The 25,351-nt window shown below is 47.4% G+C and carries 22 protein-coding genes and 4 pseudogenes; 6 read left to right on the plus strand and 20 right to left on the minus strand.

Features of this window, described 5'->3' with window-relative positions; genetic code table 11:
- Positions 1–359 precede the first annotated feature (359 nt).
- Entirely contained in the window at positions 360–1,226 is an 867-nt protein-coding gene (locus NZD86_RS20000; protein WP_268043817.1) for an aldose epimerase family protein, read from the plus strand.
- A gap of 85 nt (positions 1,227–1,311) precedes the next feature.
- Here NZD86_RS20000 and pstS read toward each other — a convergent pair whose 3' ends face one another.
- Together pstS and NZD86_RS20010 are read right to left on the minus strand one after the other, a co-directional pair.
- Positions 1,312–2,394, minus strand: a complete 1,083-nt coding sequence (pstS, locus tag NZD86_RS20005) for a phosphate ABC transporter substrate-binding protein PstS (RefSeq protein ID WP_268046972.1) — start codon at positions 2,392–2,394, stop codon at positions 1,312–1,314.
- Positions 2,395–2,545: 151 nt separating this feature from the next.
- Positions 2,546–3,777, minus strand: a pseudogene (locus tag NZD86_RS20010) (ISL3 family transposase).
- A gap of 55 nt (positions 3,778–3,832) precedes the next feature.
- Between NZD86_RS20010 and NZD86_RS20015 the strand changes: the two are divergent.
- Positions 3,833–4,066: a hypothetical protein gene (locus NZD86_RS20015; protein WP_268043818.1), complete on the plus strand. Its 234-nt coding sequence runs from the start codon at positions 3,833–3,835 to the stop codon at positions 4,064–4,066.
- A gap of 123 nt (positions 4,067–4,189) precedes the next feature.
- Here the strand turns inward: NZD86_RS20015 and NZD86_RS20020 are convergent, their stop codons facing one another.
- From NZD86_RS20020 to NZD86_RS20085, 14 genes and pseudogenes are all read right to left on the minus strand, one after another.
- Entirely contained in the window at positions 4,190–5,263 is a 1,074-nt protein-coding gene (locus tag NZD86_RS20020; RefSeq protein WP_268043820.1) for a protein-glutamate methylesterase/protein-glutamine glutaminase, read from the minus strand.
- 22 nt (positions 5,264–5,285) lie between these two features.
- Complete coding sequence (locus NZD86_RS20025; protein WP_268043822.1) at positions 5,286–6,071, minus strand: CheR family methyltransferase; 786 nt, start codon at positions 6,069–6,071, stop codon at positions 5,286–5,288.
- Positions 6,072–6,118: 47 nt separating this feature from the next.
- Positions 6,119–7,072 (minus strand): chemotaxis protein CheA, encoded by a 954-nt coding sequence (locus NZD86_RS20030; RefSeq protein ID WP_268043823.1) that lies wholly within the window; start codon positions 7,070–7,072, stop codon positions 6,119–6,121.
- Entirely contained in the window at positions 7,047–7,598 is a 552-nt protein-coding gene (locus tag NZD86_RS20035; RefSeq protein WP_326492605.1) for a phospholipase D-like domain-containing protein, read from the minus strand. The genes NZD86_RS20030 and NZD86_RS20035 overlap by 26 nt, the downstream gene beginning before the upstream one ends.
- Positions 7,532–7,750, minus strand: a complete 219-nt coding sequence (locus NZD86_RS20040) for a hypothetical protein (RefSeq protein ID WP_268043825.1) — start codon at positions 7,748–7,750, stop codon at positions 7,532–7,534. Before NZD86_RS20040 ends, NZD86_RS20035 begins: the two co-directional genes overlap by 67 nt.
- 11 nt (positions 7,751–7,761) lie before the next feature.
- Positions 7,762–8,187, minus strand: coding sequence for a chemotaxis protein CheW (locus tag NZD86_RS20045; RefSeq protein ID WP_268043826.1), 426 nt, complete (start codon positions 8,185–8,187; stop codon positions 7,762–7,764).
- 27 nt (positions 8,188–8,214) lie between these two features.
- On the minus strand, positions 8,215–8,928 hold the full coding sequence (locus NZD86_RS20050; protein WP_326492606.1) for a methyl-accepting chemotaxis protein: 714 nt from the start codon (positions 8,926–8,928) through the stop codon (positions 8,215–8,217).
- Positions 8,929–8,998: 70 nt separating this feature from the next.
- Positions 8,999–9,817, minus strand: coding sequence for an AAA family ATPase (locus NZD86_RS20055; RefSeq protein WP_268043827.1), 819 nt, complete (start codon positions 9,815–9,817; stop codon positions 8,999–9,001).
- Positions 9,810–10,355, minus strand: a complete 546-nt coding sequence (locus tag NZD86_RS20060) for a Mu transposase C-terminal domain-containing protein (RefSeq protein ID WP_268043828.1) — start codon at positions 10,353–10,355, stop codon at positions 9,810–9,812. Before NZD86_RS20060 ends, NZD86_RS20055 begins: the two co-directional genes overlap by 8 nt.
- An 85-nt stretch (positions 10,356–10,440) precedes the next feature.
- Positions 10,441–10,803 (minus strand): annotated as a pseudogene (locus NZD86_RS20065) (IS4 family transposase); the annotation flags it as partial.
- A gap of 145 nt (positions 10,804–10,948) precedes the next feature.
- Positions 10,949–12,256: a group II intron reverse transcriptase/maturase gene (gene ltrA / locus NZD86_RS20070; protein WP_268042903.1), complete on the minus strand. Its 1,308-nt coding sequence runs from the start codon at positions 12,254–12,256 to the stop codon at positions 10,949–10,951.
- A 512-nt stretch (positions 12,257–12,768) separates the two neighbouring features.
- Positions 12,769–13,769: pseudogene (locus NZD86_RS20075) on the minus strand (IS4 family transposase); the annotation flags it as partial.
- A 317-nt stretch (positions 13,770–14,086) separates the two neighbouring features.
- On the minus strand, positions 14,087–14,758 hold the full coding sequence (locus NZD86_RS20080) for a helix-turn-helix domain-containing protein (protein WP_268043830.1): 672 nt from the start codon (positions 14,756–14,758) through the stop codon (positions 14,087–14,089).
- 3 nt (positions 14,759–14,761) lie between these two features.
- Positions 14,762–15,751 (minus strand): tyrosine-type recombinase/integrase, encoded by a 990-nt coding sequence (locus NZD86_RS20085; protein ID WP_268043831.1) that lies wholly within the window; start codon positions 15,749–15,751, stop codon positions 14,762–14,764.
- 771 nt (positions 15,752–16,522) lie between these two features.
- Between NZD86_RS20085 and NZD86_RS20090 the strand changes: the two genes are divergently transcribed.
- Both NZD86_RS20090 and NZD86_RS20095 read left to right on the plus strand, forming a co-directional pair.
- On the plus strand, positions 16,523–17,557 hold the full coding sequence (locus tag NZD86_RS20090) for a DUF4046 domain-containing protein (protein WP_268043833.1): 1,035 nt from the start codon (positions 16,523–16,525) through the stop codon (positions 17,555–17,557).
- Positions 17,558–17,634: 77 nt separating this feature from the next.
- The gene (locus NZD86_RS20095; RefSeq protein ID WP_268043834.1) at positions 17,635–18,750 is read left to right on the plus strand and encodes a GerAB/ArcD/ProY family transporter; all 1,116 of its coding nucleotides are present in this window, start codon (positions 17,635–17,637) and stop codon (positions 18,748–18,750) included.
- 42 nt (positions 18,751–18,792) lie between these two features.
- Here NZD86_RS20095 and NZD86_RS20100 read toward each other — a convergent pair whose 3' ends face one another.
- Positions 18,793–19,641, minus strand: coding sequence for a DUF4046 domain-containing protein (locus NZD86_RS20100; RefSeq protein WP_326492607.1), 849 nt, complete (start codon positions 19,639–19,641; stop codon positions 18,793–18,795).
- Here NZD86_RS20100 and NZD86_RS20105 point away from each other — a divergent pair.
- Together NZD86_RS20105 and NZD86_RS20110 are read left to right on the plus strand one after the other, a co-directional pair.
- Complete coding sequence (locus NZD86_RS20105) at positions 19,641–21,242, plus strand: spore germination protein (RefSeq protein WP_268043835.1); 1,602 nt, start codon at positions 19,641–19,643, stop codon at positions 21,240–21,242. The genes NZD86_RS20100 and NZD86_RS20105 overlap by 1 nt on opposite strands.
- An 8-nt stretch (positions 21,243–21,250) precedes the next feature.
- Positions 21,251–22,393: a Ger(x)C family spore germination protein gene (locus NZD86_RS20110; RefSeq protein ID WP_268043836.1), complete on the plus strand. Its 1,143-nt coding sequence runs from the start codon at positions 21,251–21,253 to the stop codon at positions 22,391–22,393.
- A gap of 438 nt (positions 22,394–22,831) precedes the next feature.
- Here the strand turns inward: NZD86_RS20110 and NZD86_RS24840 are convergent, their stop codons facing one another.
- From NZD86_RS24840 to NZD86_RS20125, 3 genes and pseudogenes are all read right to left on the minus strand, one after another.
- A complete protein-coding gene (locus NZD86_RS24840; protein ID WP_268046976.1) occupies positions 22,832–23,521 on the minus strand; it encodes a methyl-accepting chemotaxis protein in 690 nt (229 codons plus the stop codon).
- Between the two features lie 21 nt (positions 23,522–23,542).
- Positions 23,543–24,774, minus strand: a pseudogene (locus NZD86_RS20120) (ISL3 family transposase).
- Between the two features lie 232 nt (positions 24,775–25,006).
- Positions 25,007–25,297, minus strand: a complete 291-nt coding sequence (locus NZD86_RS20125) for a hypothetical protein (protein WP_268043837.1) — start codon at positions 25,295–25,297, stop codon at positions 25,007–25,009.
- Between the last annotated feature and the right edge of the window lie 54 nt (positions 25,298–25,351).

Below are 25,351 nucleotides of genomic sequence, written 5' to 3' on the forward strand. Positions count from 1 at the left end.
CGATTGGAGTGCCATTGTAAAGAGCATGGCAACAACAATTCCAAATTCACACGTGAACTTCACCATAATTCAATAGAAATTCAACGTTCGGGTCTTATAATCGGTTTCAGGAAGCAAGGCCGTTTCCATGCATCACATTTTGACCCCCTTTAAAATAAGCTTAGGCCGCTACAACTTGTAGCGGCCCCCCTTTTTGTCTACTCCTACGTACCCACTTGATATTGCATTTCATTGGCCATCCTTGGACCACCTATCGTGGGGCACCTATTGGTTATGTCAGCAGTGAAAGGATTATACTTAACAGTGCTCATTCTGTCTCGATGAAAGACCTTCCCTACAACTATCAAAGGAGAAATACAATGTACATCGTTAGAGAATTTGTCGACAAGTTCAAGATGGTGGAACTGAAGAACGAAGCAAACAATTCATGGGTACATATTTGCCCTCATCGTGGGGGAATTGTTACAAGCTTTGGCGTCGAGGGGAAAGACTTGCTCTATTTAGACAAAACGACGTTCTACGATGAAAGTGCGAATATTCGTGGCGGAAATCCAATCTTATTCCCCGTGTGCGGGCAACTGCTCGACGGTCACTATGAAATTGAAGGCGTGTCTTACCGTCTGAAAAATCACGGATTCGCCCGGAATAAGCCGTGGCAAGTCATTGATACGGTCGCAGACGAGGACAAAGCATCGGTTACCTTGCGTTTGCAGAGTGACGGTGAGACAAAGGCAGTATATCCATTTGACTTTGAACTTGAGTTTGAATATGTGCTGATGGATAACCAACTCATCATGAATCAAAAGTACACCAATAGCGGCGAAACGACGATGCCGATGTACGCGGGCTTCCATCCTTACTTTCCGACGACCGAGAAAGATCTGGCGTATGAAACAGATGCCACGTCGTATCTCGACTACAATGACATGGTGGAGAAGCCATACGAAGGACATATCGATCTCGCCCCATTGGTTGAATCCGTCGCACTGATGGACACTAAAGTTCGTCGAATTGGTTTTCAACCACCGGGTTATGACAAAAAAATCGTTTTAGAGTACGGCGATGTGTTCACGAATGTCCAGATCTGGTCTGTACAAGGCAAAGACTTTGTCTGTGTTGAACCATGGATGGCACGGACGTATGCGATGAATACAGGTGAGGGACTTGTCCACGTGGAACCACATCAAACGTTAGATACGCATTTAACAATTCGATACGGGAACTGATAGTGACCAAACAAACACCACCCTCAACAGTTGATCCGTCGGGGGTGGTGTCATTCTGGATTTCGCTCTAAATCAGAAAAATGGCTTAGTGAATCTTGCTGATCTGTGCTTTACTGAGCGACACAACCGTCGACGGAAGTGGGAGGAAGTGAACTGGTGCCAAGTATTTCGTACTGTTTCCGCCCGACGAACTCACTGCCCAATTCAAGAAGTTTTTCACGGCGGAGGCCGTCGTGCTGTTTGCTTGCTTTGTATTGACGATTGCATATTCGTAGTTTGCAATTGGGTACGCGGTGCTTCCTGGTGCGTAGACGAGAGAAACGCTCTCGTTTTTCGGTGTACTCTTTGCCATTGCGTTCGCAGCCGCGGAAATCGTTGCGTTGGTTGGAAGTTCATAGTTACCAGAGCGATTTTTCAATGCAGCATACCCAATCTTTTTAGTCGCAAGTGCGTTGTTCAACCAACTGATGCCGACATACGAGATGGAGTATGGGTTTTGTGCCAACGCTGTCACGATACCGCTATTGCCCTTTGCCCCAAGTGAACCTTGAAGAGCGGGCCAGGAAACAGTTGTTCCGTAAGCTACGTTATTTGCCCAACTGCTGTTCGTGTCAGAAAGGAATTGGGTGAACAGGAAGGTGTCACCACTGCTGTCGGATCGGCGAATGGTCACGATTTGTTTGTGCGGCAGTTTTACTCCTTTGTTCAACGATGCAATTTTCGCATCGTCCCACAGTTTAATTTGACCCTGGTAGATTTGTGCCAGGACATCACCCGTCAACTTCAGATGTGTCGATTGCGATAGACCAGGAATGTTATACATCACTTGCTGCGCGGACACGGCAACCGGAATATTCACCATGGTTGGGTTCTGCTTCTGTTGTGCAGGTGCAAGGTAAGCATCTGATGCGCCGATGTTGATGGTACCTGCAATCGCCTGCGCAATACCTGTACCTGAACCGGTCGAGGCAGCGTTGATGCTAACACTTGGGGCAACCTTCTTATAAGCTGTAATCCACTGTTGTGTAAATAAGGGGTACATCAAAGAAGATCCGCTCTCTGAAATACTCGTTGCAGCAAATGCCGTGGGTCCAGTCAAACCGAACACGGAAACGGACGTTGCCAATGCTGCGAATCCAGCTACCAATTTGGAATACTTACGATCCATACTCAAGGTCAGCCTCCCAAGGGCTAAAATGGTAAGCAAGATATGCTCGAGAGCAAGATTATCGTGCAATTGTAAAATGAACATGATTTTTTTGTAATAGAATTGAAATAAAAGTATTATATTTTAATTTTTTGTATGCCTCCTCGCTGTTTTAGGTGGGTAAAGCGAAGGACAACTTGCCTAGCAACAGGTAAATCATAGAGATATAGTTCTCGACGTTGCGATAACCCTTCGCTCTTCGTTTCATGGCTTGGATGAGACTGTTCATACTTTCAATCAGGGCATTATTCACTCTGCTATCAAACCAAGACAGTATGCCAGTTTGGTGGCGGCGAATGGTTTTAGCGGCGTCAATCATTGGTTTGAGCCGCGAATGCGTGGCCCAGAAGTACCACTTGTCCAGAAACGGCTTGGCAAGGGACTTTGGCTGTATCCAAAGCTCTTTGAATGTCAGCATCATCTGGTATGCCTTTGCCGTCTTGAGATTTAAGTGCCGAAGCTCCTGTAATCGCTCTTTTTGCTTGCTTGTCAAATTGTGCTCATTCTTCAGCCAAATGTACCTGGATTGTTTGAGCATGGGCTGTGTGCGTTGTTCTTCACGGCGTACTTTGTCCACCGCTTCACCGATTACTTTCGTAACATGGAACTTGTCAAATGTGAGTGAAGCGTCAGGAAAGTATTTGTGAACACCAGCAATAAATGCTGGAGACATGTCGGAGCAGACAGTTTCGATTTCATCTGGGTCGCCGCCATGTCGCGTGAAATCATCGACGAATCGCGTAAGGGTACTCATGTCTTTGCCATGCGTGACGAAGATTACCCGTCTTTGCTCTGTATCTGCAACAACGGTCACGTAGTGATGACCGCGAGCTGTAGAGGTTTCGTCAACCGCAATGTGGTGAACATCTGAGAAGTCTTGTGATTCGCGAGCCTGATTCACATAGTGGCGAACGATACGCCAGATACGGGTATCATGTTCCCCGACTAGACGTGCAACTGCCAGAACGGGCATCTCGCGAACCAGTTGAAGGATGAATGCCTCGAAGCCGTATGAGAAATGCCCGCGTTTGCGTGCCCAGGGCACTTCGATGGTCCGTACACCCCCTTGTCCTTCGAGCAATCATGGCACCAGATTCGAGGCACTTTGGCGTGAATGTATGTGTCGTGCTCAAAGTGATTGAGGTGCCTCCATGAGCGAGTGTCGCGGTCGTAGATGTCCGTGTTCTGACTGCCGCAATTTGGGCATGGGAACTTGGTTCCATCTTTGTAGTCGACCGTGATGTCAAGACGTTTATTCTCTTTGCTGAATTCAACCGAAGTAACATGCCAGGGAGATTGAACGCCAATAGAGTGATTGAACAAGTCAAGAACGGGATCGGACATTTGGATAACCTCCTGTTACGTCAAGAGAGCGTGGAATACCGACCAAAGGGAGGATATGCCGCGAAAGCTCTTGACGGATGCCCAACTTGGCATCCTACAAGTCATGTCAAGCCGACAACAAGGAGGCATTGACCCTAACTCTGGTTTGCCAATGGGTTTTTATACCTCCATGATTGACTTGTTCAACCCATCTCAACCAGCGAAGAGCCTTTTGTATTGTATTAACATATTATGCAATCATCATACTCGTGACTGCCTGCTAGACTGTAAATCTGTTCACCCTATGTGACGATTTACAATGAATGATGCTTGTCCAGTGTCCCCCGTGGATTGTGCCCGTGTGGGATGTGGAAGGCGTACCTCGTGTGTTGGATGATTTGCGATCCTCGCTCGCCCAATCGCACCTAGGCAACTAACATGTCGCCATGATTTTGTCGGCAATGTTCTGCAATGGCAGCACGTAGTCCACGCAGTTTCGCTCTATGGCGGCTCGCGGCATGCCAAATACGACGCAGGTCGACTGTGCCTCCGCAATGGTCGTTGCAGTGCCTGTCTGCTTTAGGAGTTGCATGCCAATTGCCCCGTCACTCCCCATACCAGTCATCAGTACCACGTGTTTGGTCAGCGTATTCAGGGGTACGAGGGACTCAAACAGCACATCGACGGATGGCCGGTGTTCGTTCCGTTTTGGTCCCTGGTGGAGGTGAACTCGATAGTTGTGAAAATGGCGTGCAACTTCCATGTGCAGTCCACCTGGAGCGATGTAGGCTGTGCCTGGAAGGAGCGAATCGCCGTCGGCTGCCTCTGTCACGTGAATGTTGGAAATCATGTTCATCCTTGTAGCCAATGACCTGGTAAACGTAGCAGGCATATGTTGAACTACCACAATGGGGTGCGGAAAATCTCGAGGGAACAGAGGAAGAACCGCTTCCAGTGCACGCGGGCCCCCTGTGGACGTACCAATAGCCACGATGTGCTGTAGCTTCGCGGCATTCGATGGTATGGGAAGTGCAGGCACAGGTGCTTCTGCAAACGACTTAGCGGACTGCATAGGTATATTACGTCGCGTAACCGGATTCGATCGCTGTACGTTCGAGTGGGCAGCCATTTTGATTTTCGCGAGGAGTTTCTCTTTTACGTCAAGCATCTTGGTCGGTACGTTTGCCGGCTTCTTGAGAAAATCAATTGCCCCGCATTGCAATGCCTGGACGGTCAAGTCCGCACCTTCGGCGGTCAGTGTGCTGAGCATAATCACACTGGTTGGACACTCGTCCATAATGCGTTTCAGGGCATCAAGGCCATTCATGACAGGCATTTCAATGTCCATTGTGACAACCTGTGGACGAAGCTGTTTGACAAGTTCAACCGCTTGGACCCCATTCGCAGCCGTCCCAACGATCTCGATGTCCTGATCCTCTTGCAGCATTCTAGTGATAAACGTTCGCATGAACAAAGAGTCGTCTACAACGAGCACTCGAATTTTCACAGTGTTGGCTCCTCGGCATCGCTTACAATTTCTTATAAAAAAATGTGTCCGTACTGACGAATCCGTACTTTGATGGAGACATGATTTGCTCTGCAGCACCGACGAACAAATACCCGCCTGGCTTCAGAGCCTCATGAAACTTGATAAATATCTGCTCTTTTGCTTCTTCGGTGAAATAAATCATGACATTTCTGCACGTAATCAAGTCATAACCGGATTCATACTTGTCAGCCAACAAGTTGTGCTGATAGAACTTGATACACTTCTTGAGTTCCTCACGCACAACATACTGGCCTTGTTCCAACCGGAAATACGTATCTAAACGATCACGTGGAACTGCCTTGACAGACTCCTGCGTATATCGCCCACGTCTCGCCTTTTCAAGAACCACTTGATCCAAGTCTGTGGCGCAAATGGAAATATCCGTCAGGTTTAGAAACCGACCGAGCGTGAGCGCCAACGTGTATGGTTCCTCACCGGTGGAACAAGCGGCACTCCACACCTTTAGTCTGCTCGTGCGGGCAAGGAGCTCGGGTAGAACTTTGCTCGAAAGTACATCCCATCTTTCGGCATTTCGATAGAATTCCGTCACGTTTATGGTCAGTTTATCGATGAGTTCCAGAAACAACCCTGACGTTTGACAGAGCGCATTGTAGAACTCGGCGAATGATCGAAAGCCCTTGTTGATACGTAGGCTGTTCAATCGCCGCTCCATTTGTGGTCTTTTGTACAGCTCTAAGTTGAGCCCGGTCTTCACTTTTAGCTTCTGTATAAACAAATCAAAGTCAGCCGAACTATCTAATCCCACAGACATGCCCTCTCTTAACCCGCCTCTCTACTACTCGCCCGCATCTTTTAAATCCCGGACACGTCTATGATCAGGCCAACTCGACCGTCACCGAGAATGGTGACACCCGAAATGCCATCCGGCAAGGCGACGTTCGCGCCTAAAGACTTTTTCACGATTTCTTGATTGCCGAGCAACTCATCTACGACCAATGCACTTCGTCTCTCGGCTGTACCGACAACCACGACAGGAAGGTACTTTTTATTCGATTCGACGACAGGACGGTTAAATTTATCACGTAAGTACGTGAGTGGGATCACTTGACCACGCAGTAAAACACTTGGCGTTCCGTTCGCATATTGAATCGAGTCTGGATTTACCCGAACGATTTCAGCAACATTGGTCATCGGGATGACGAACGTGTCACCACCCACGCCCACTAACAGCCCGGGGATGATAGCCAGCGTCATGGGTAGCTTAATTCGGAACATCGTCCCTCTTCCCAGTTCGGTTTGAATGTCAATCATGCCGTTCAACTTCTCAATATGATTGCGAACGATGTCCATTCTGACGCCGCGACCGGAGATGTCGCTCACCACAGACGCTGTCGAAAACCCTGGGCGAAAAATTAAGTATATCGCTTCGAGATCGGACATCTTATCCGTTTCGGCCCGGGAGACGATCCCCTTGTTGACAGCAGAGTCCCTTATCTTCTGCGCATCGATCCCGGCACCATCGTCCTCGACCGTAATGACTACTTTATTCTCCTCGTGTGCAGCTGTTAGGCGGACCTTGCCTTTGCGATCCTTGCCCTTTCGCTCCCGCTCTGCAGTTGCTTCCAACCCGTGGTCGACTGCGTTGCGGACAAGGTGAATCAGTGGGTCGCTGATTTCCTCAATGACCGTTCGATCCAATCGTGTTTCCCGACCCTCAATGGTCAACTCAACTTCCTTGTCCAAAGCTTTCGCCAAATCCCGAACAATGCGGGGAAATCGATCAAACAGCGACTCCATGGGCAGCATACGGGCTGTCATGACGTTCTCTTGTAATTCGGAAACCACCCAGGAAACGTGTCGTGCAATGTCGCCAAGCGTGCGAACGTGAGTCGTTATTATTCAGTTCACGACCAAGTAAGTTCCCCACCTGATGAATGCGAGCCTGTTCGATCACCAGTTCACCCACCAAATTCATGAGGTTTTCTAATCGTTCTACGTCCACACGAACAGACTGAGTCTTACGATTCGCCGAGGCCGGGGAACTTGGCATCGCTTTTGGCTGAGCAACGTGATCTGCTGTAGCCGCAGGGCCACTCTCAGAGCGAGATTCGATCGCGGCAGGATGCTGCGGCTGAGCGACCGGCGCCAATGTTATCCGAATACCGTCACCCTCCAGATCCGACAGCGATTGCTTCATCCATTGCAAATCCCCGTCGGTGACCAGAACCACCTGAAACCCGAACACCTGACTGTCATTCAACTGCTCTATTTCCGTGAGAGGGGGAGTGATTTGAACGACATCCCCGAGGCGAGATATGTCACCCACGAGCACGTACGAGCGCGCACCCCGAAAACAACGCGAAACAGATTTTGCACTGTCTCATCGCCGCCACGCTCTTCAAGCAACAGGATTTGCTGTTCCATTACAACCAACTGTTCGTCCAGTTCTTCAAGGAAGACACCCACGAACTCGGACATATCCATGAAGAAGACCCCTAACTGAATGATTCCTGGAGCAGTAACCCCAAGTTCAAAATACTGACCAACGTCTCACCGTTCCGCGCCATTCCGCGTAGAAATTGGACGTTGTCGCCACGTCCACTCTCCGGTGCAGACTGAATGTCATCAAACGTCACAACTTGACTTACACCATCCACGATCATGCCCACCGCACCCTGTTCGTGGTTGACAACAACAATCCGAGTCGACTTGGTGGGTTCGATGTCGGGCATCCTAAAGCGCTGTCGAACACTGACCACGGGGATGATTTGGCCGCGCAAGTTGGTCACCCCGATGACGTCTTGCGAGCTGTTTGGCAACTCCGTGATCTCCTGCATACGAATGATTTCGTGGACTTCCAGTATAGGCAGGGCGTACCGTTCACGCCCTACCAGAACTTCAACAAACTGTTCCCAGCTCATGATGATGATGGCCTCCCAACACGGCGTTTAGCTCAACTTGAATATGGCGACTGATCCGTTTAACTGTTCGGCTAATTGGGCCATCGATTGGGAAGATGAAGCCGTTTCTTCGCAGCTGGCTGCTGACTCTTGCGCGGCGGCCGCAATGGTTTCAATCGACGTGAGAACTTCCGTCGACTGTGCCGCTTGTTCTTCACTTGCCGCAGCAATTTCAGCGACTTTCTGAGCAGATTCACTGACAATTTGGACGATGGTTGTAAACGACTCGCCACTTCGGTTCGATAACTCGACGCCCTCGTTCACAGCATTTGCACTGGCCTTCGCGTTGTCTTGCATCGTCTTGATGATGGCCGCAATTTGTTTCGTCGCCTCACTCGTTCGCTCGGCCAGTTTGCGGACTTCATCTGCTACCACTGCAAATCCGCGGCCTTGGTCGCCTGCCCGAGCCGCTTCAATGGCAGCATTCAGTGCAAGGAGATTCGTTTGATCAGCGATGTCGTCAATCACCTCGACAATTTCACCAACGCGATCGGAATCTGCATTCAACCGGCCCATGTGTTCTTTGACAGCGTTCATGCCATTGATAGACGAATGGACGATCTCCTGGCCTTCCTCCGCAGCGTTCGTAGTGCGAGACGCAAGTTCCGCAGCTTGTTCCGCATTTTCTGCAACGGAGTGAATGGCAGCCGACAATTCTTTAAACAGTTGATTGACCGTTTCACTTGTCGTCGCTTGGCTCATACTTGTGACTTTTACAATTAATTGTCGTATAAATTTGATGTTTATTTGTCGTTACGTCGCCAAGGGCTGCCTAAAAGCCAGCCCCAATGACCAGGTTTGACCGAGCCGTTTCCACAACCTCTTTCGTGATGTTCTTCAGTTCATTTATCTCCATGACACGCTCAATTTGCGTAAACAATCGATGAACAAGGCGGAAGTTCCCACCTGTAATACGTGTAATTGCTGATAATGCCTCTGCATCCCCAAAATAGTTTTCAGGTTGCAGTTGTAGGCCAAGATCACGCCATTTGTGCTCCAAAATAAATCGTAGTTCCTCGACATTCAGTGTCCGAAATTCGTGAACAAAGCCAACTCTTGAATATAATTGAGGATAACGTAAAAGACGTTTTTCAATACCCGGCATTCCAATAAGTATCAAACCAATTTGACTTCGATCATAAATATCCCGGATTTCTTCCAGACCAGTTATCTTTAGACGATCAGCTTCATCGACGATGATAAGTTCGGTCGGGTCAGTACAATTCGCATAGTTTTCCTCATCACCAGCCCGAAAAGCCCGAACCCACTCAAGACCTAACTTGAATTTAGATCGTATGTGGCCAATCTCCTTACTAATTCTATTCGGCGATCCCATCACAGGAGCTGTATAGAAAATTGCTCGTGGATCGACAATTGAAGCGTCAGGCACAATACCTTTACTGCCTCTTACAAACTTTAGTTCTAGAAGGTCCTCAATCGCTTCCCAATTTGCATATTTCCGAGCAGATAGCGTTTTCCCTACGCCTGGGGGTCCATAGCATAGGCCGATATATCGATAGCGCCGACATGCATCACAGAATTCCTCAAATCGCCGGTATTCCTTCGTAACAAGAAATGTAAAATCATTCATTGCGATACCTCTTCAACGTAACCGTCTCCTTTGGCTGTGTTCCAATTGGCTTTGATTCGTTAACGCTGGACTGAGGTGCCTTAGGGGGAGAGAAGGATTCTACAGATGAAGCGCGATCACGCAAAATAGCTGACAGTGTTTTACGTCTTTGATTTCGCGCCCTTGTGATTTCCTTAATACCAATTTGTTGACCTGAAAGTTCTGCACAGATTGCATTACAGAGAAAACGTTCTTTATGAAACACACGGATTTCTGCGATGTCTCGTGGATCGTAGCGAATTACGACCTCTTCGCCTACGTATGCTGCAAGTGTTGTGTCCATATAACGGTGATTAAGAAAGTGGATACCGTCGGAATGCACACGCCTTGTCTTGACCACCTGCAAAAGAAGAAGGTCTAATTCAGTGCGTGATTCTGGTAACCGGGGTAAAAATCCGCCTCCTTCCCAGCGTTCCTGGGGAGGAACTCCTGTTTCGCTATGGGGTTGCAGATTATATGTGAGAAGAAACGTTTCTAACTGAGATACTAGTTCAGGCATCGTTAGTTCCGGGGATGGTTGCCTGTCCCCATCCTGCACATAACCAGGAAGTGTACTAAGTAGCCGTTGATTTACTGTTTCAAACTCAACTTTCGCAGACCGAAACAGGCATGTATGCCTTGATATATCTAGGTAAGCCGTCGATCCACTTCTGCAATTGACTGCAAATGAGGTTTGAGATACGCTTGCTAGCCTTTCTCGAAACGTCGTTCACGATTTCGATCAGTTGACTCAGTGCAACTGTCCAATCCAATTGGCCCACCTCGTCGCATAGTGCCAGAAACAGACTCCCCAAGGTTCGGTCATCAGTACTCTGACGATGCTGCCAAGCCAGTACGATATAGCGAGAGAATACAATGGTTGTGTGGCTGATGAGCATGTCATAAGAGCGTCCTTGAAACTCTTTTTGCAATCGTAGTAACGACTTCGTGCACTTGAAAAACACTTGTCGGGTAAAAGACTGGCGCGGTACCGCCATGCGACCCGTTTCCAGCCCCTCCCCATAAGAACTGCTCGTGAGGTTTTCCCTCAAGCAGCTCACCCCATAAACTTTGTCAAAAGGGTTATGAGACCTATCGTGATTACGGACACTTTCATCGAAAACCGTCTACGCTTTTGAGGGGATGGACTTTCCAGTCCCAGTAAAGCCCCAACACGCCGTACAGATATTCGTTACTCCATCTCCGCCACCCGATGCTACGCTTTCGTCTTCGTTTCCTTCTTGACAGCAGGGTTCGGATTTTCATCTCTGTATAGTCACGGATTTCTCCAAATGCGCGGCTCGAGTTGCCGACCCGAAAATAGTTCACCCATCCAGTCAGTATGGCATTAACTTGTTTCACAACGTCTTTTGCCGGTTTCGCGCCCCCGTTTTGAATTATTTCGCGGATTCTCGCTTTTATCGCCTGTCGGGCTTTCTTCTTCGGTGTCATCAGGATGAAATATCCAGTCCTGCTCCGATTCTGTACTCGTCTGAAATCAAATCCTAGGAAAGAAAATGATTCACCTTTTAGGACGTTGACCATTCGAGTCTTTTCCAGGTTCAGTTCAACCCCCAAGGGTTCCAAATATTCTCGCAGTCGCCGCAACGCTAGCTTGTCCCATCCACGTTTACTGGAGTGGCCACTTACAGTGACAATCATGTCGTCGGCAAATCGGTGGTAATTCACTGCTTCGTAACTACCTTCCGCTGTTTTCCGCCGGATAGCATCAAATGCCCAGTCAACCTCATTCAGGTAGATATTTGCAGCGAGCGGAGAAAACGGTCCGCCTTGCGGAACGCCGATTTTCCCAGCTACCTTAATCACCTGTTTTACAAGGCGCATCACCTGTGGGTCTTGGACACGTTTCGCAATCTTCTCCAGCAGTAAATTGTGCCTTATCGTATCGAAGTAGCGAGACAAATCTACGTCAATCACTGTTGTCATACGTCGCAGTATACTACGTCGCACATTTGCCAGTGCTTGATGCGGGGAGCGCTTCGGTCGAAATCCGTACGAGTTTGGACAGAAATCGGCCTCGAAAATCGCCTCCAGTATCAGTTTTAACGCCCCTTGTACCACGCGGTCCCGGATACACGGAATCTGCAGGGTACGCATTTTCCCATTCGCCTTCGGGATTTCCACTTTACGATTGGCTTGCGGTTGGTAAGTTCCAGCCTGCAGCTCTGCTCGAATGTCTTCTAGGAACGCTCGGACGCCCGATTGCTCTACATCTGCGAAGCTTTGTCCGTCGATGCCTGGGGCTCCGCCGTTTTTCTTCGCATGTTGATACGCTTCGTAGAGGGTCGTCATGTTGGTGATGTGGGTGAATAATCCCCAGAATCGATGCGTAGGTTCAGACTTCGCCTTTTGATATATCCGCCGCCTTAGTTCCTGCAAACTGATGGATGTTTTTATCATGACATCCTTGCCTCCCTCGGTCGTACGGAATGTTTACAGGTTCGGACCCTTCCCTCCTCGCGTGTTTTACTGCACGCGAATCCACGGTACTACGGTCCGTTCCGCCACCCTGACGCCTACCGCGCCCATTTCCCGATCACGGTTATAGGGGCGGCCTCCTCGATGAGATTTCTTCAACGGGCGTCGAGGGCTTCTCCAGTTTCCACAGCAACTTTCCCTCCATGTCGCCGCTGATACCCCGCCGGTGAGAACCACCGTTTCAGACTCATTTCGGTCAGTTCTTATTGCTTTCGCACGTTATCGACCGTCTCAGCCACCGGAGTTGCGTGTAACGAGGCTACATCCGCGTTCACTATCGTTACAACCTGGAGTTTTGCCCGCGCTCCTGTTGAGCACGATGTCAGAGGGCTCCACCGTATCGCTTTCGCTCCACGGTGCCTCTCAGGCTACGGGAGGGGAGTCTCTTCTCCCGGTTGGACTTGCACCAACTAGCTACTGTGTCCTTATCTGGACACGCCGATGTCCCAGCGTATGCCGTAAATCTGTATAATCTCCTCAACCGTCAGGGAGGTGTCCGTGCAGAGAATGGCCAACCATTCCTTCTTATTGGTCCGATGACGAACGAATACCATCACAATAGGGAGCCGGGGCTCAACTGAGTATGTATAGAGCGTAGAATGCCTTTGTTCGTCCCCTGTACGGGTGTTGCAGCGTAGTACAGTTCTTGCAAGGATAAACGTCGTTCTCCGAGAAGATACCGTTTATTGTCTGCCTTGACCATACCAATGACGTCGAGCCCTCTGTCCAGAATCGCCTGGATGAGCGGAGCATACGTGAACCAGCTGTCCATCAAGACGTATGAGGCGTTCATTCCAGCAGCCAGGGCCCTGTCGAGCATAGCCGGGATAATTTCCGGTGCCGGACGAAGTGCCTCCATTCTGCGCTTATACCCGTGGGTACGTTTGTCAATCGCCTGGCTCAGGCCGTGAATCTGAGATTTAGCAGAACTGAGGAGTGAAAAGTCCACAGGAATAAACGTATGTCCGTCCGACCAGCCTAGTGTCAACATACGAAAACCCTTGTAGTAGCAGTTGCGGGCGTGATCTTTGAATCGGGCCAGGAGTTCCACGCACTTACTTCGATTTCGTTCATACATGGAGTCATCGACAACAAACACGCTGACACGCTTACAGGACGTTAGGGAAGCTGTTTTGCGAACGGCTTCTGCACTGAGAGCTACGAGAAATTTGCGCCAGGCGAATCCAGCATGATTGAGAAAGCGATACACGGAATCTTTGCCAGGGAACGTTTCTCCCTTGGTACTGTCGAGTAACTGGAACCAGTTTCGATGATGGAAGATGAGCACGAATACGAGTTGAAACAGGTAAGCACATGGAAACCCAAATTTCTTCGTGATACCAGATTTTCGCAGGTGTTTGAGGACATTAAGTTCTTGAACGGCAGGGCGAATCTCAAGCGGCAGTTGATTATTATCGTCTGTAGGGCCTATCATGAAGGAGAGCACCTCTTTCGAATGGTAGTGTTTGGTCGCACATTCACTATACCAGACGAAGTGGTGCTTTTAATATTGTCAACACCTACATCTCAATCGCATCAAACCCTTGCCGTTCCTTGGATTTGATGACCTATTGCTCTGCGAAAGTTGAGTTTCAAAGAATCGTTCGATTTTACCTCTTCCACGAGGCATACCTGGTAAGGAAAAAACGAGCCGCATTTTCAAATCCGCTGCAACTTGCTCCATGTGCTTGGATGTGAAATCACTGCCATGGTCTGTATAGAACACGTCTGGAATCCCACATATATGCCACGTTACATGTGATTTTCGCCATATTGCTTGATGGAGAGCGAGTGCAGTTTGATGTGCGGACGGACTCCAGATACGAAGTAACCGGCCACTGCACGACTGTAATCGTCTAAAACTATAGTTAACCAGGGCCGCACAGGATTCTCTTTTTCATCTAGCACCCAAATATCTAGGAGCGTGTGATCGGCCTGCCAGATTCCGTTCGGCCCCATTGCTTCTCGCCGATACACTAAATCATAGACGGCTTTGTATCGTTTCTCACCTTCGTGAGCTAGTGTAACAAGTGCAGGATCTAGGCTTTGAACAATTGAGTACACCTGACTATAACTTGGCGTACTCCACTGCTGCTGTACGCATATGTCGTACACTTTTCGATAGATATAAGCGATACTTGGAGTTGGCTTCTGAAGGGCAAATCCTTCAATAAGTTTAATCAGCTCGTCCGATATTCTTCGTGTTCCCTGATCTGATCGTACTGAACGAGTAAGTCCAACAAGCCCCTTGTCGCGATAAGATTTCAGCCATCTTTGCAGCGTTCTTAGTGTTACGCTGGTAGTCTTCGCTAGCTCTGATAAGGGAACACCATCTTCGAGATGTGCTTGAATAACACGAAAGCGCGCAAGTGCCTGGTCTCTTTCCCTATCAGTCAAGTTTCGTAACTCAGTATTATCACTCATAATTTAAAACTCCTCGACATACCCGGCTGAAACGTCTTCGGGAGGGTTCGTATACCGCTGAATGTAACGCCCGGAGCGGTGCCCAAGTCTTCTTTCCAGTTCATACGCATCTGCCCCAGTTGCTCTTGCGAGTTGAAATGCAAACGTGTGGCGCAGGTCGTGTGGCCGAAGTGGGGAAATGTGACGCTCGGCATCACGAATTTCGGCATCATGCCATCGACCAATTTGATTCAGAATTTGGTTGATTGAGGTCTTGGACAGCCTTCCGTCTTTCTTTCTAGCAGGAATTCCTCTTGCACTTAAAAACACAGCCGCGTTTGCTGGTCCTTCGTCCAGGTGGCGCTCCTTCTCGATATAATCTGCAAGCGCCAATCGAGCATCTGCTGATAAGAACACAATTCGTTCGGTTTTGCCCTTGCCTTTTACGTTCATGATGCGGGCACGTCGGGCTACACGTAACTCCACGGGTGTATTGGGCGATACTTGTTCCAAATTTAAACGGACCAGTTCCTCACGACGAAGACCCGTTGAAAGGAGTACAAAAACAATGGCACGGTCTCGCCAAGGGCGAGCGTTCGACCTTACAGCTGTCTCTGACCGTCGCCGACCCTTTAGTTGATGAAACCGTTCCAATCTATCGCAAATGTTCTTCAGTGAACGAACCTGGTCATCCGTAAGCACTCTGGGCTCAAGTGGTGGAAGCGCAAGTTCTCCGATACCCTTTGCAGGATCCCCGAGGGGAAACATATTTGGTTCTTGTGTACATACCCAACTTGTAAATGCAGAAAAGGATGCTAAATGATTGTTCACTGTGGAAGCAGCGAGCCCTTGTTCGCAAAGATGTCTCTGCCAGCCAATGACATCTCGTTTTAAACAGGCCGAAATTCGATCATGACCATAGTTAATAAGGAAGAAATCCAGAAATCGATTGAGGTGCAGAAAAATCTTCTTGGCGACTTCTTCTGAACGAATTCCATTTACTGCATAATTCATATAACGTTCTATCCACACTTGCAAACTGTTTGAAATACCCTGGGAAAATGAGGGTGAATCAAAATTCGCCTTTCGTAAAGTGAATTTGTCGAGATACTGTACATTATTTGATGTCATTTGAAACCTTCTTTGTGTAGTTCACTTCACAGAAGGGACGTTCTGTGAAGTGAATATTAACAAATACAATTCGACCCATTATTTAGATTTCCCTGCATTAATCTCCATCTAAGTGTTATGTGATTTCGAAATAATAGAATGATTAGACTTGTGAACAGAGCGACGGTAATAGAAAATCAACCTCAACCATGGATAATTATTGCGACAAGTAAATCTGAAAATCACATCATTGAAATTATAGAATGAAGTTGTGTCGAATCATGCGTCCAGAAAATGAGGACTTTCTGAACGGGTGATAGTACGAATCGATGCCAGCACAAAGCTGAAAATGGAATCCTTTTTGTTGAACAAAGTGATTCCATGTATGCGGAAGGTTGGTCCGCTCACTGGTGACTTCTTGTCTTGTTTTCCCCATCGGTCAATATTGCAATATTTGCTTTTAGTACACCACTGACCATGTCGCACATCCTCTTTCACCATTACCCCAAGTGATTGACACGGAGCGTCTGGATGTCGTGGTGATACTCATTATCCCGTGATTTTTGGTGACATAAGGAATAAAATGTTATTTATGTATAATATGTACTAAGAATGCATCTGGCCAGTCTCGTACATAATGTCTCATATAAAGTACTTTCTTAGGAGAAACCGACTATGAACTATGAACGTCCAATCATTCATCTATATGAGAACATCCTTCATCATCGAAGACATCAGTTTGCTCCTTACTTTTTTGCCGGTGATGAAGGCAAACGTAACGCGAGGATTATTACACGATATGTACTTGAGGAAAAAGAGCATTGGAACCATGAGGATATTCGCTGTGGCATTTGTCGCGAGCTTCTTGCAGAATACCGACTAGCCGGTATGTTAAAAACCTATTTTCAGAACTCTATATTTAAAGTGATTGAAAATGCTTATCCGGGGGAGTTTCAGCCCTGGGAGTTGATTAAGGCAAGGAAACATGTATTTGTAGGTGAAACGGGAAGAGATATGGCACGGAAAGCAGTCAGATGGATGGTTGTGGACAAATTAAATTATACATTAAAGGACCTACATAAAATCACTATCAAGACATTTATCGAGTACAAATTGGATAGCATGGTTAACCAAGTATACCGCGACTCCCCTTGGAAGGCGATTCAAGATGCGGGATTCGGTCCATGCCACCCTTGGGAAATTCACCAGGTGCCCAACGGGTATTGGAAGGGCGAGAATGGACGAATACATGCCATTACAGCAACCAAATGGTTGATCGAGGAGAAACTAAAGATCCCCATCGAAGCAGTTCCGTCAACGGTTAAAAGTTCCCATTTCGGACAAAATGGACTTAGCTCTATGCTGAAAGAAGTTTTTTTAGGTTCCCCTTACGAAGCAATCGAAGCGACCTATCCTGGAAGGTTCAAACAATGGCAATTCTCTTCTATGGGAAACGGGTATTGGAATGGGCCAAAAGGACTTACTCATGCAAAAGAAGCACTGAAATGGCTATTATTCGAAAAGTTGAATTTGGAAATTGATGAAATCCCGTATCGAGTATCCGGAGAAACCTTTCGAAAATATGGGCTGGGTAATATGCTCAAGCAGGTCTTTCATGGCTCGGTCTCCAAAGCGCTGAATCTCATTTATCCGGAGCAGTTTACAAGAGAAGTCCTTCTGCGTGCAAAAAAGCTAGCTTCGACAAAGTGAATTAAATAGTACTAGATACAGGGCGCAAATGCACCATTAACAGCAATCTGTGATGTTCATGAGAAGGGATAGTCGGTGTGAAACAATACTTATCTTGGTTTCAAGTAATTGCAGTTTCATCCACCAGTTACTTGCCATTGATATTCTGGTTCTTCCCTCGCATTGCTGTAGAGCATGCAGGTTTGGATGCCTTATGGGCGGTCCTCGGAGTGGTTATTGTAGGGGTAATGACTGGCTGGGTAATAGGTCTGAATAATGAGCGGTTTCCAAACATCACAGGGGCAGACATGACTAGAGCAATTTGGGGGAAATGGATCGGTACCGCAGTGGATATGTTGTACTTCCCAGTTTATCTCAGTTTCAATGCTTTGTGCGTTTTCTTTTTCGTCGTCGTGTTAAACAGTTTCTTACCAAATACACCACTACCGGTGTTGATTGTTGTAATGTGTCTTGTTGCTGCCAGAGGGGCTTGGCTCGGGATTGAGTCCTTAGCACGTGTTGCCAGCATCGTACATCCATTTACTTGGCTTGGCATAGTTGTCATTTTCCTGGTTCTCCTATTTCAAGCACATCGCTTGTGGATTCCACATACCGTGACCAGTTGGACGAACATCATTAACGGTATTTATCATCTGTATCCACTGTACTTTGGGTTTAACATCGTCCTCATGCTGAACCCCTATTACCAACACAAAAAGCGGCAATCGGTTTGGTATCCCATCATCAGCGCTATCGCTGGAGGAGTTATAATTGTAATCGTATCTCTTGCGGTGATCTTAAATTTGGGGTGGGAAGCCACAAAAGACATCTCTTTCTCACTTCCATTTGCCATTCAATTACTACGCTTGACGGGCTCGCCGGTTGAACGAGTGGGAATTCTTATCATTATTGTTGCCACGGCTTTTACGGTGTTGTTTGTAAGTAACGCGATATGGGGACTGTCAACACTGACTGCGCGAATCTTCAATATGTCGGATGACAAATACAAATGGTTTACTTCGCCCGTGGCCATTCTTACTATGATAGTCGCTTGTTCTTTCCGAAGTGAACAACAAGGCTTTCAGTTCCTCGATAAATACTTGGTTCCATTAAGTTGGGTCGTAGTGCTTGGCGAACCTCTTCTGAAGTGGATCATCGCGGTATTGCGTGGTCTCCGGACGGAGCCTGTGCCAAGTGAGAGAAAGGAAACCTAGCCCGAGTTAACGAACCCTAAGGACCTGCATATGAGATTCAGTTTATATCCATGTTTGTTGTTCTAGGATCCATTCCTTCACTTTCTGTAACTTTCCATCAAAAGCTCTTTGAAGAAGGCCAGTACATCGATACTGAAAGAAGTACCTTAGTGTTAGCTTTTTTACAGCCTCATGGTAAGAGGAAAATCCGCTCTTTTCAAAAAGAAGCCAATCCATAGCTTGTTTAACATGGTCTGGGTCCCGCCAGAAGTTCATCGGCACCGTGTGAAATTCCCATGCTTTAAATTGACCGGGATAGATCATATCGATGATGTAATAAGGGGACTGTCCCAATCGATTAAATACACCGCGCAACCCATGTTGCTTAAAAAAGTGGTTCGTAATTCGGAGAGGAATCTCCTTGTGCGGGATCCGACATTTCTCTTCAATTACATATCGAATCGCATCAAGAGCCCTCTGTTGCCCTTCTTCTCGTTGCCAATACCCATTTGAAACTTGTTTGAACGCCCATGGCTCAAATATGCCTGGGTAAGCGTTTTGAATCACCTGAATAAAGTTCCAACCATGGGTCATTGCCGGTGGACGTAAACGATAATGCCATAGGATTTCTGCGCTCACGCAACGGGGGATTTCCTCGAGTGGAATGCCCAAGTAGTCTTCAATCAAATAACGTGTGATATAAGCTAAGTATTTCTTGCCTCGTTCTCCGACAAAAAAGTAGTTTGGAAATCGACTTCTCTTGCCATCTAACACGTCCTGATACACTTGAATGACTTTCTCTTGCTCCGTCATTTCCATTCCTCCGGTTCGATCCATCGATGAATAATCCCTCACCGCTTGGTTATCATAACCTCGTGATCCAAATTTAAACGATTGGCGGCTGATTTCCATTGTTCAAAAAGAAGAAACCAGCACAAAGAAGAGTAGATCCCCACGTTCCAGACTACCGTAATGCCCCGCATTACCATGGGGAGTTAAATAAAGCACTTGACTATTTCGCACCATCTCTCGGCGTCAGCGACGATTACACAGTACGTAGTATCAGTGTTGCTGGACGCTCTGCGGTTTGTCTGTTCATTAACACGATTTGTGATAAAAAAGTCGTTCAAGAAACTCTGCGATTACTTCATGAGTATCCCTACCCAAAGCGCACACCGAATAACTTAGCGCAGTACTTGAGTAAAAAGGTACTATCTAGCGCCGACGTCACGTTTATGAAAAATTTGTTTGAATTAAGTGAAACCATCTCATCCGGAGACTTAGTACTCATGATTGAGGGCGTTTCACCCGCGATTGTCATAAGCGCAAAATCCGTGGAACACCGCGCCCCGGAACAACCAGTTGTAGAGTCGTCGGTTCGTGGGTCGCAGATCAGTTTTGTTGAAAACATTGACATCAATTTAGGGCTTATTCGGCAAGGAATTAAGACAGCCACGTTACATGTTAAACAATTGAAAGTCGGGTATCGCAGTCGAAGAGAAGTTGCGATTGTATATATTGGAGATGTTGCGAATCCAATAGCGGTGGAAACGGTGCTGAAACGAATCAAGGCGATTCATGCCGATGTCATCGTTCAAGGATATGAAATTGAAGGACGGATTGTCGAACATACATGGACACCGTTCCCACTAACACGTACGATGCACCGTGTCGACAGCACAATTAAAGAAATTAACCAAGGAAAGATTGCCATACTCGTCGACGGGGATCCAACGATTATCATGGTTCCGGCAACACTACAAGACTTCTTCCAAACGGAGGAAGACTTCAGCCGGAGTTTTTATGAAACCACGTTTATTCGCTGGTTACGTATAGTATCCTTCATTTTCGCCTTATACCTACCGGCGTTATACATTTCGTTTGTGGATTTCAATCCAGAACTGCTACCCAAAGTACTTGGAATACAGATTGCCAGGTCTCGCGAAGGCGTTCCCTTCCCAGCAGTAGTCGAAGTGATCATTATGCAGACCGTCGTGGAAATTTTACGCGAGGCGACACTTCGTATGCCAAAGCAAATGGGGCAAACCATTGGTATCGTCGGGGGTCTAGTAGTGGGTGAAGCCTCGGTTCAGGCAGGGTTGGTGAGCAACATTCTAATTATCGTCGTTTCACTAACAGCAGTAAGCATTTTCGTTAGCCCGAATTACGAGTTTGCGACCACCGTGCGTCTTGGTACTTGGAGCATGATTATGAGCGCCAGCTTTCTAGGACTGTATGGCATCTTACTGACATCCATTTGGCTGCTGTACGAAGTGAGCAGCTTAAAATCGTTGGGTATTTCATATTTGGACCCGTATAGTGGAGAACATTTTCGAGATTCATTCCTCGACGGTATTATTCAACTACCTCTACGGTTCCGCAACAAACGTCCCAGTCACTTGCATCCTCAAGATGACACTGGAGCGACCGTTTATCAGAACCCAGTGCCTCATCCCCAACTTGAAAAAGCATACCAAAAGCCAAACCAACAACGTCGAGGTCGCGTACGATGATATTGTCTTTGAAAAAGCCCTCAATTCTCGGTGCACTTTGTCTATTGTTACTCTTTTTGCCCGGGTGCTGGGATTATGAAAAGATTAATGATCGAGCCCAAGTCATTGGCATGGGTGTTGATCCTGTAGAACAAAAGCCCGGTTACCTATCATACACGTTTCAAATTCCAGTTTTCGATGTAGGGCAAAGCAAAGGAGATGGACAATCGGAAGTGAGCTCAAGTCAAGCCAGTTCCACTGCGATCTTCCGCAATTTCACCATTCAAGCACATGGCGTTGAGGAGGCCATCTCAATCGCTCAAACGAGATATGAAAACGTGTTTTACCTTTCGAACCTTTCGACAGTGATTTTGAATCGTCAACTGACGCAAAATCAAGTCCAACGAGTGGTCTCAGAGCTAATCCGCATCGTAAACACTGATAAACTTGCTTGGCTTCTTGTCACCCCGCAATCTGCAAAGGAAATCTTGTCCACTACGGGTGTTTCCGCCCCTTCGGACATGATTGAGCGTTTCTTAGGTTCCACGGTCAAACAACAGGGCTATACGACCCGGACACGACTTTGGGAATTTTGGCGGGAGTTACGTGCAACAGGCATGAAACCACATACCGGACTCATCAGAGTTGCCGACGATGGACTTGAGTTGTACGGCCTAATCGCGTTTGATAAAACGCGTCCGAGCCTCGAACTTTCGCCGAAAGATACAGTATATTTCAATCTGGTCAGTGAAAAGATTGAACGATTTTCACAGTGGGTCCAAGACAAAGATCGGGCATTTCAAGTGAGCAATATAGAGAGTCATAGTCACCTATCAGTCACCATGCAAAATCAAGTTCCAGTCTTGCATGCAAAAATTCATGTGACTGGCATCATTACGCAAGATGAAAGCGAAGGTTTAGAACCACTTACGGAACAAGAAATGCGCCGCTACGAAAAAGTATTAGCAAACCAAGATCAACAGGAAGCGGAACGTGTCTTGAAACGATTTCAACAGAATCGACTTGATGCGTACGGATTTGGGGAATATGTGTTGTTACATAACTTGGCCACGGAACGTTATGTTCAGCAACAATGGGCCGAGGCCTTTGCACATGCCAAACCCGACATCCAGGTGAACGTGACCCTGTTACACAAAGGCTCTCTGACGTAAGGAGCATTCTTTGAAAACGAGCGTGCACTTGTCTTACTTTTAGGGTATTCAATTTTTATTGGATATTTAAGACCTACGGCGCGTACGATAGCGTGACCGCTGAACTCCTCTTCAATCATCTGCAAACAGATCTGTAAAAACATCATTTGTCGGGCGACGCGTGGTTAAGATACCACTTCCCGCCCTTTGTAAATTTGGCTTTTGTTCAGCATTGCAAAGACCCGCGTGTACCCCACAACAAATGTATAGTTCTACTTGAGTTTGGCGCTACAGATTCCTTACCGTACAGAGGTCGGATATTTTGTGTCTAAAATGTGTCTAAACTTACACTTTAGTTGAAATGGTCCTGTGACCCCTATTATTTGAATATTTGATCGAAACGTTTTATGCAATTTGAAACCACGGAATACAGTATGATGACAAATAAAAATCCACTTATTACGACAAATAATTGTGAAAATCACAGCTCATACTTCCGCTCGCCATCTGCTCAGTTGCAGCAGATATCTGTTGAGAAGCAGCAGAAACGTTTTCGGCACCATCCTTTACTTGATTGATGACGTTTCGGAGACTGTCTACCATTTGATTAAAGGCCTTCGCCAGAGCACCGATTTCATCTCTGTGTTTCACCCGAAATTCTTCAACCGTAAGATCTCCCGACGCGATCCGCTTTGCCCCATCGGCCATGAGCGTCATTGGTTTGGAAATGCTGCGAACAATCATATAGGCAAGCGCAATCGATGCCAGCAAAGCGACAACCATAATGATGAGAGAACTGGTGCGCCCGGTGACGTAACTGTTATGACTTGCTTGAGCCGCTTGGGCTGCGCCGTCCTGGTTGATCTTCGTTTCGGCAGCAAGATACTTCTTTACATCGTTGAAGGTAGAATAGGACTGATTGAGCAAATTGAGGACCTGCGGAGCGGATTTGCCTGCTCCATGCACGATGTCTACGTTTTTACTTAGGCTGATAAATTGGTCATTATACGCCAGGTATTGATTCCAGCTTGCTACAAGCGCATTGTAGTTTTGCCTGTCCGCATCCAGATAAATGGTCTTTTGATAGGAAGAGAATCTATCGTTCATTTGGCTCACAGACAGTTGAATATCGTCCACCATGGCTTTGATGTTGTTTGCCTCCTCGCTGTTTTAGGTGGGTAAAGCGAAGGACAACTTGCCTAGCAACAGGTAAATCATAGAGATATAGTTCTCGACGTTGCGATAACCCTTCGCTCTTCGTTTCATGGCTTGGATGAGACTGTTCATACTTTCAATCAGGGCATTATTCACTCTGCTATCAAACCAAGACAGTATGCCAGTTTGGTGGCGGCGAATGGTTTTAGCGGCGTCAATCATTGGTTTGAGCCGCGAATGCGTGGCCCAGAAGTACCACTTGTCCAGAAACGGCTTGGCAAGGGACTTTGGCTGTATCCAAAGCTCTTTGAATGTCAGCATCATCTGGTATGCCTTTGCCGTCTTGAGATTTAAGTGCCGAAGCTCCTGTAATCGCTCTTTTTGCTTGCTTGTCAAATTGTGCTCATTCTTCAGCCAAATGTACCTGGATTGTTTGAGCATGGGCTGTGTGCGTTGTTCTTCACGGCGTACTTTGTCCACCGCTTCACCGATTACTTTCGTAACATGGAACTTGTCAAATGTGAGTGAAGCGTCAGGAAAGTATTTGTGAACACCAGCAATAAATGCTGGAGACATGTCGGAGCAGACAGTTTCGATTTCATCTGGGTCGCCGCCATGTCGCGTGAAATCATCGACGAATCGCGTAAGGGTACTCATGTCTTTGCCATGCGTGACGAAGATTACCCGTCTTTGCTCTGTATCTGCAACAACGGTCACGTAGTGATGACCGCGAGCTGTAGAGGTTTCGTCAACCGCAATGTGGTGAACATCTGAGAAGTCTTGTGATTCGCGAGCCTGATTCACATAGTGGCGAACGATACGCCAGATACGGGTATCATGTTCCCCGACTAGACGTGCAACTGCCAGAACGGGCATCTCGCGAACCAGTTGAAGGATGAATGCCTCGAAGCCGTATGAGAAATGCCCGCGTTTGCGTGCCCAGGGCACTTCGATGGTCCGTACACCCCCTTGTCCTTCGAGCAATCATGGCACCAGATTCGAGGCACTTTGGCGTGAATGTATGTGTCGTGCTCAAAGTGATTGAGGTGCCTCCATGAGCGAGTGTCGCGGTCGTAGATGTCCGTGTTCTGACTGCCGCAATTTGGGCATGGGAACTTGGTTCCATCTTTGTAGTCGACCGTGATGTCAAGACGTTTATTCTCTTTGCTGAATTCAACCGAAGTAACATGCCAGGGAGATTGAACGCCAATAGAGTGATTGAACAAGTCAAGAACGGGATCGGACATTTGGATAACCTCCTGTTACGTCAAGAGAGCGTGGAATACCGACCAACGGGAGGATATGCCGCGAAAGCTCTTGACGGATGCCCAACTTGGCATCCTACAAGTCATGTCAAGCCGACAACAAGGAGGCATTGACCCTAACTCTAGTTTGCCAATGGGTTTTTATACCTCCATGATTGACTTGTTCAACCCATCTCAACCAGCGAAGAGCCCTCAAAGTTTCATTTTTCACCTTTTAGAGAGCTACTTCAAACACCCGTTGATTCCCATCGGCTCGCTTCTCTATGACGATCACTCCCAAAAATTTGCGAGCAAAGATAGGTCTTGATGCATAAACTGTACCGGACGGCAGTATGGAGGCCGTCCATCCCCTTGGCATTCTTTCATCTATTAATTGATACAGTTTGTCATCCTCGACTGTTCCCGTCACGGCGGGCAAAAAACCTTCTGCGTATGAATACCAAATTTCCCGTACTGCATCAGCAACTTCACGTAAGCGAACTGTTTCGGTAACGGACTTCCACATACTGCATCGCTCCCTGCAATCCAAAATGCCTCACTGGCAACAGCGTGGCCACGA

Source organism: Alicyclobacillus dauci (assembly GCF_026651605.1).
GTDB lineage: Bacteria > Bacillota > Bacilli > Alicyclobacillales > Alicyclobacillaceae > Alicyclobacillus > Alicyclobacillus dauci.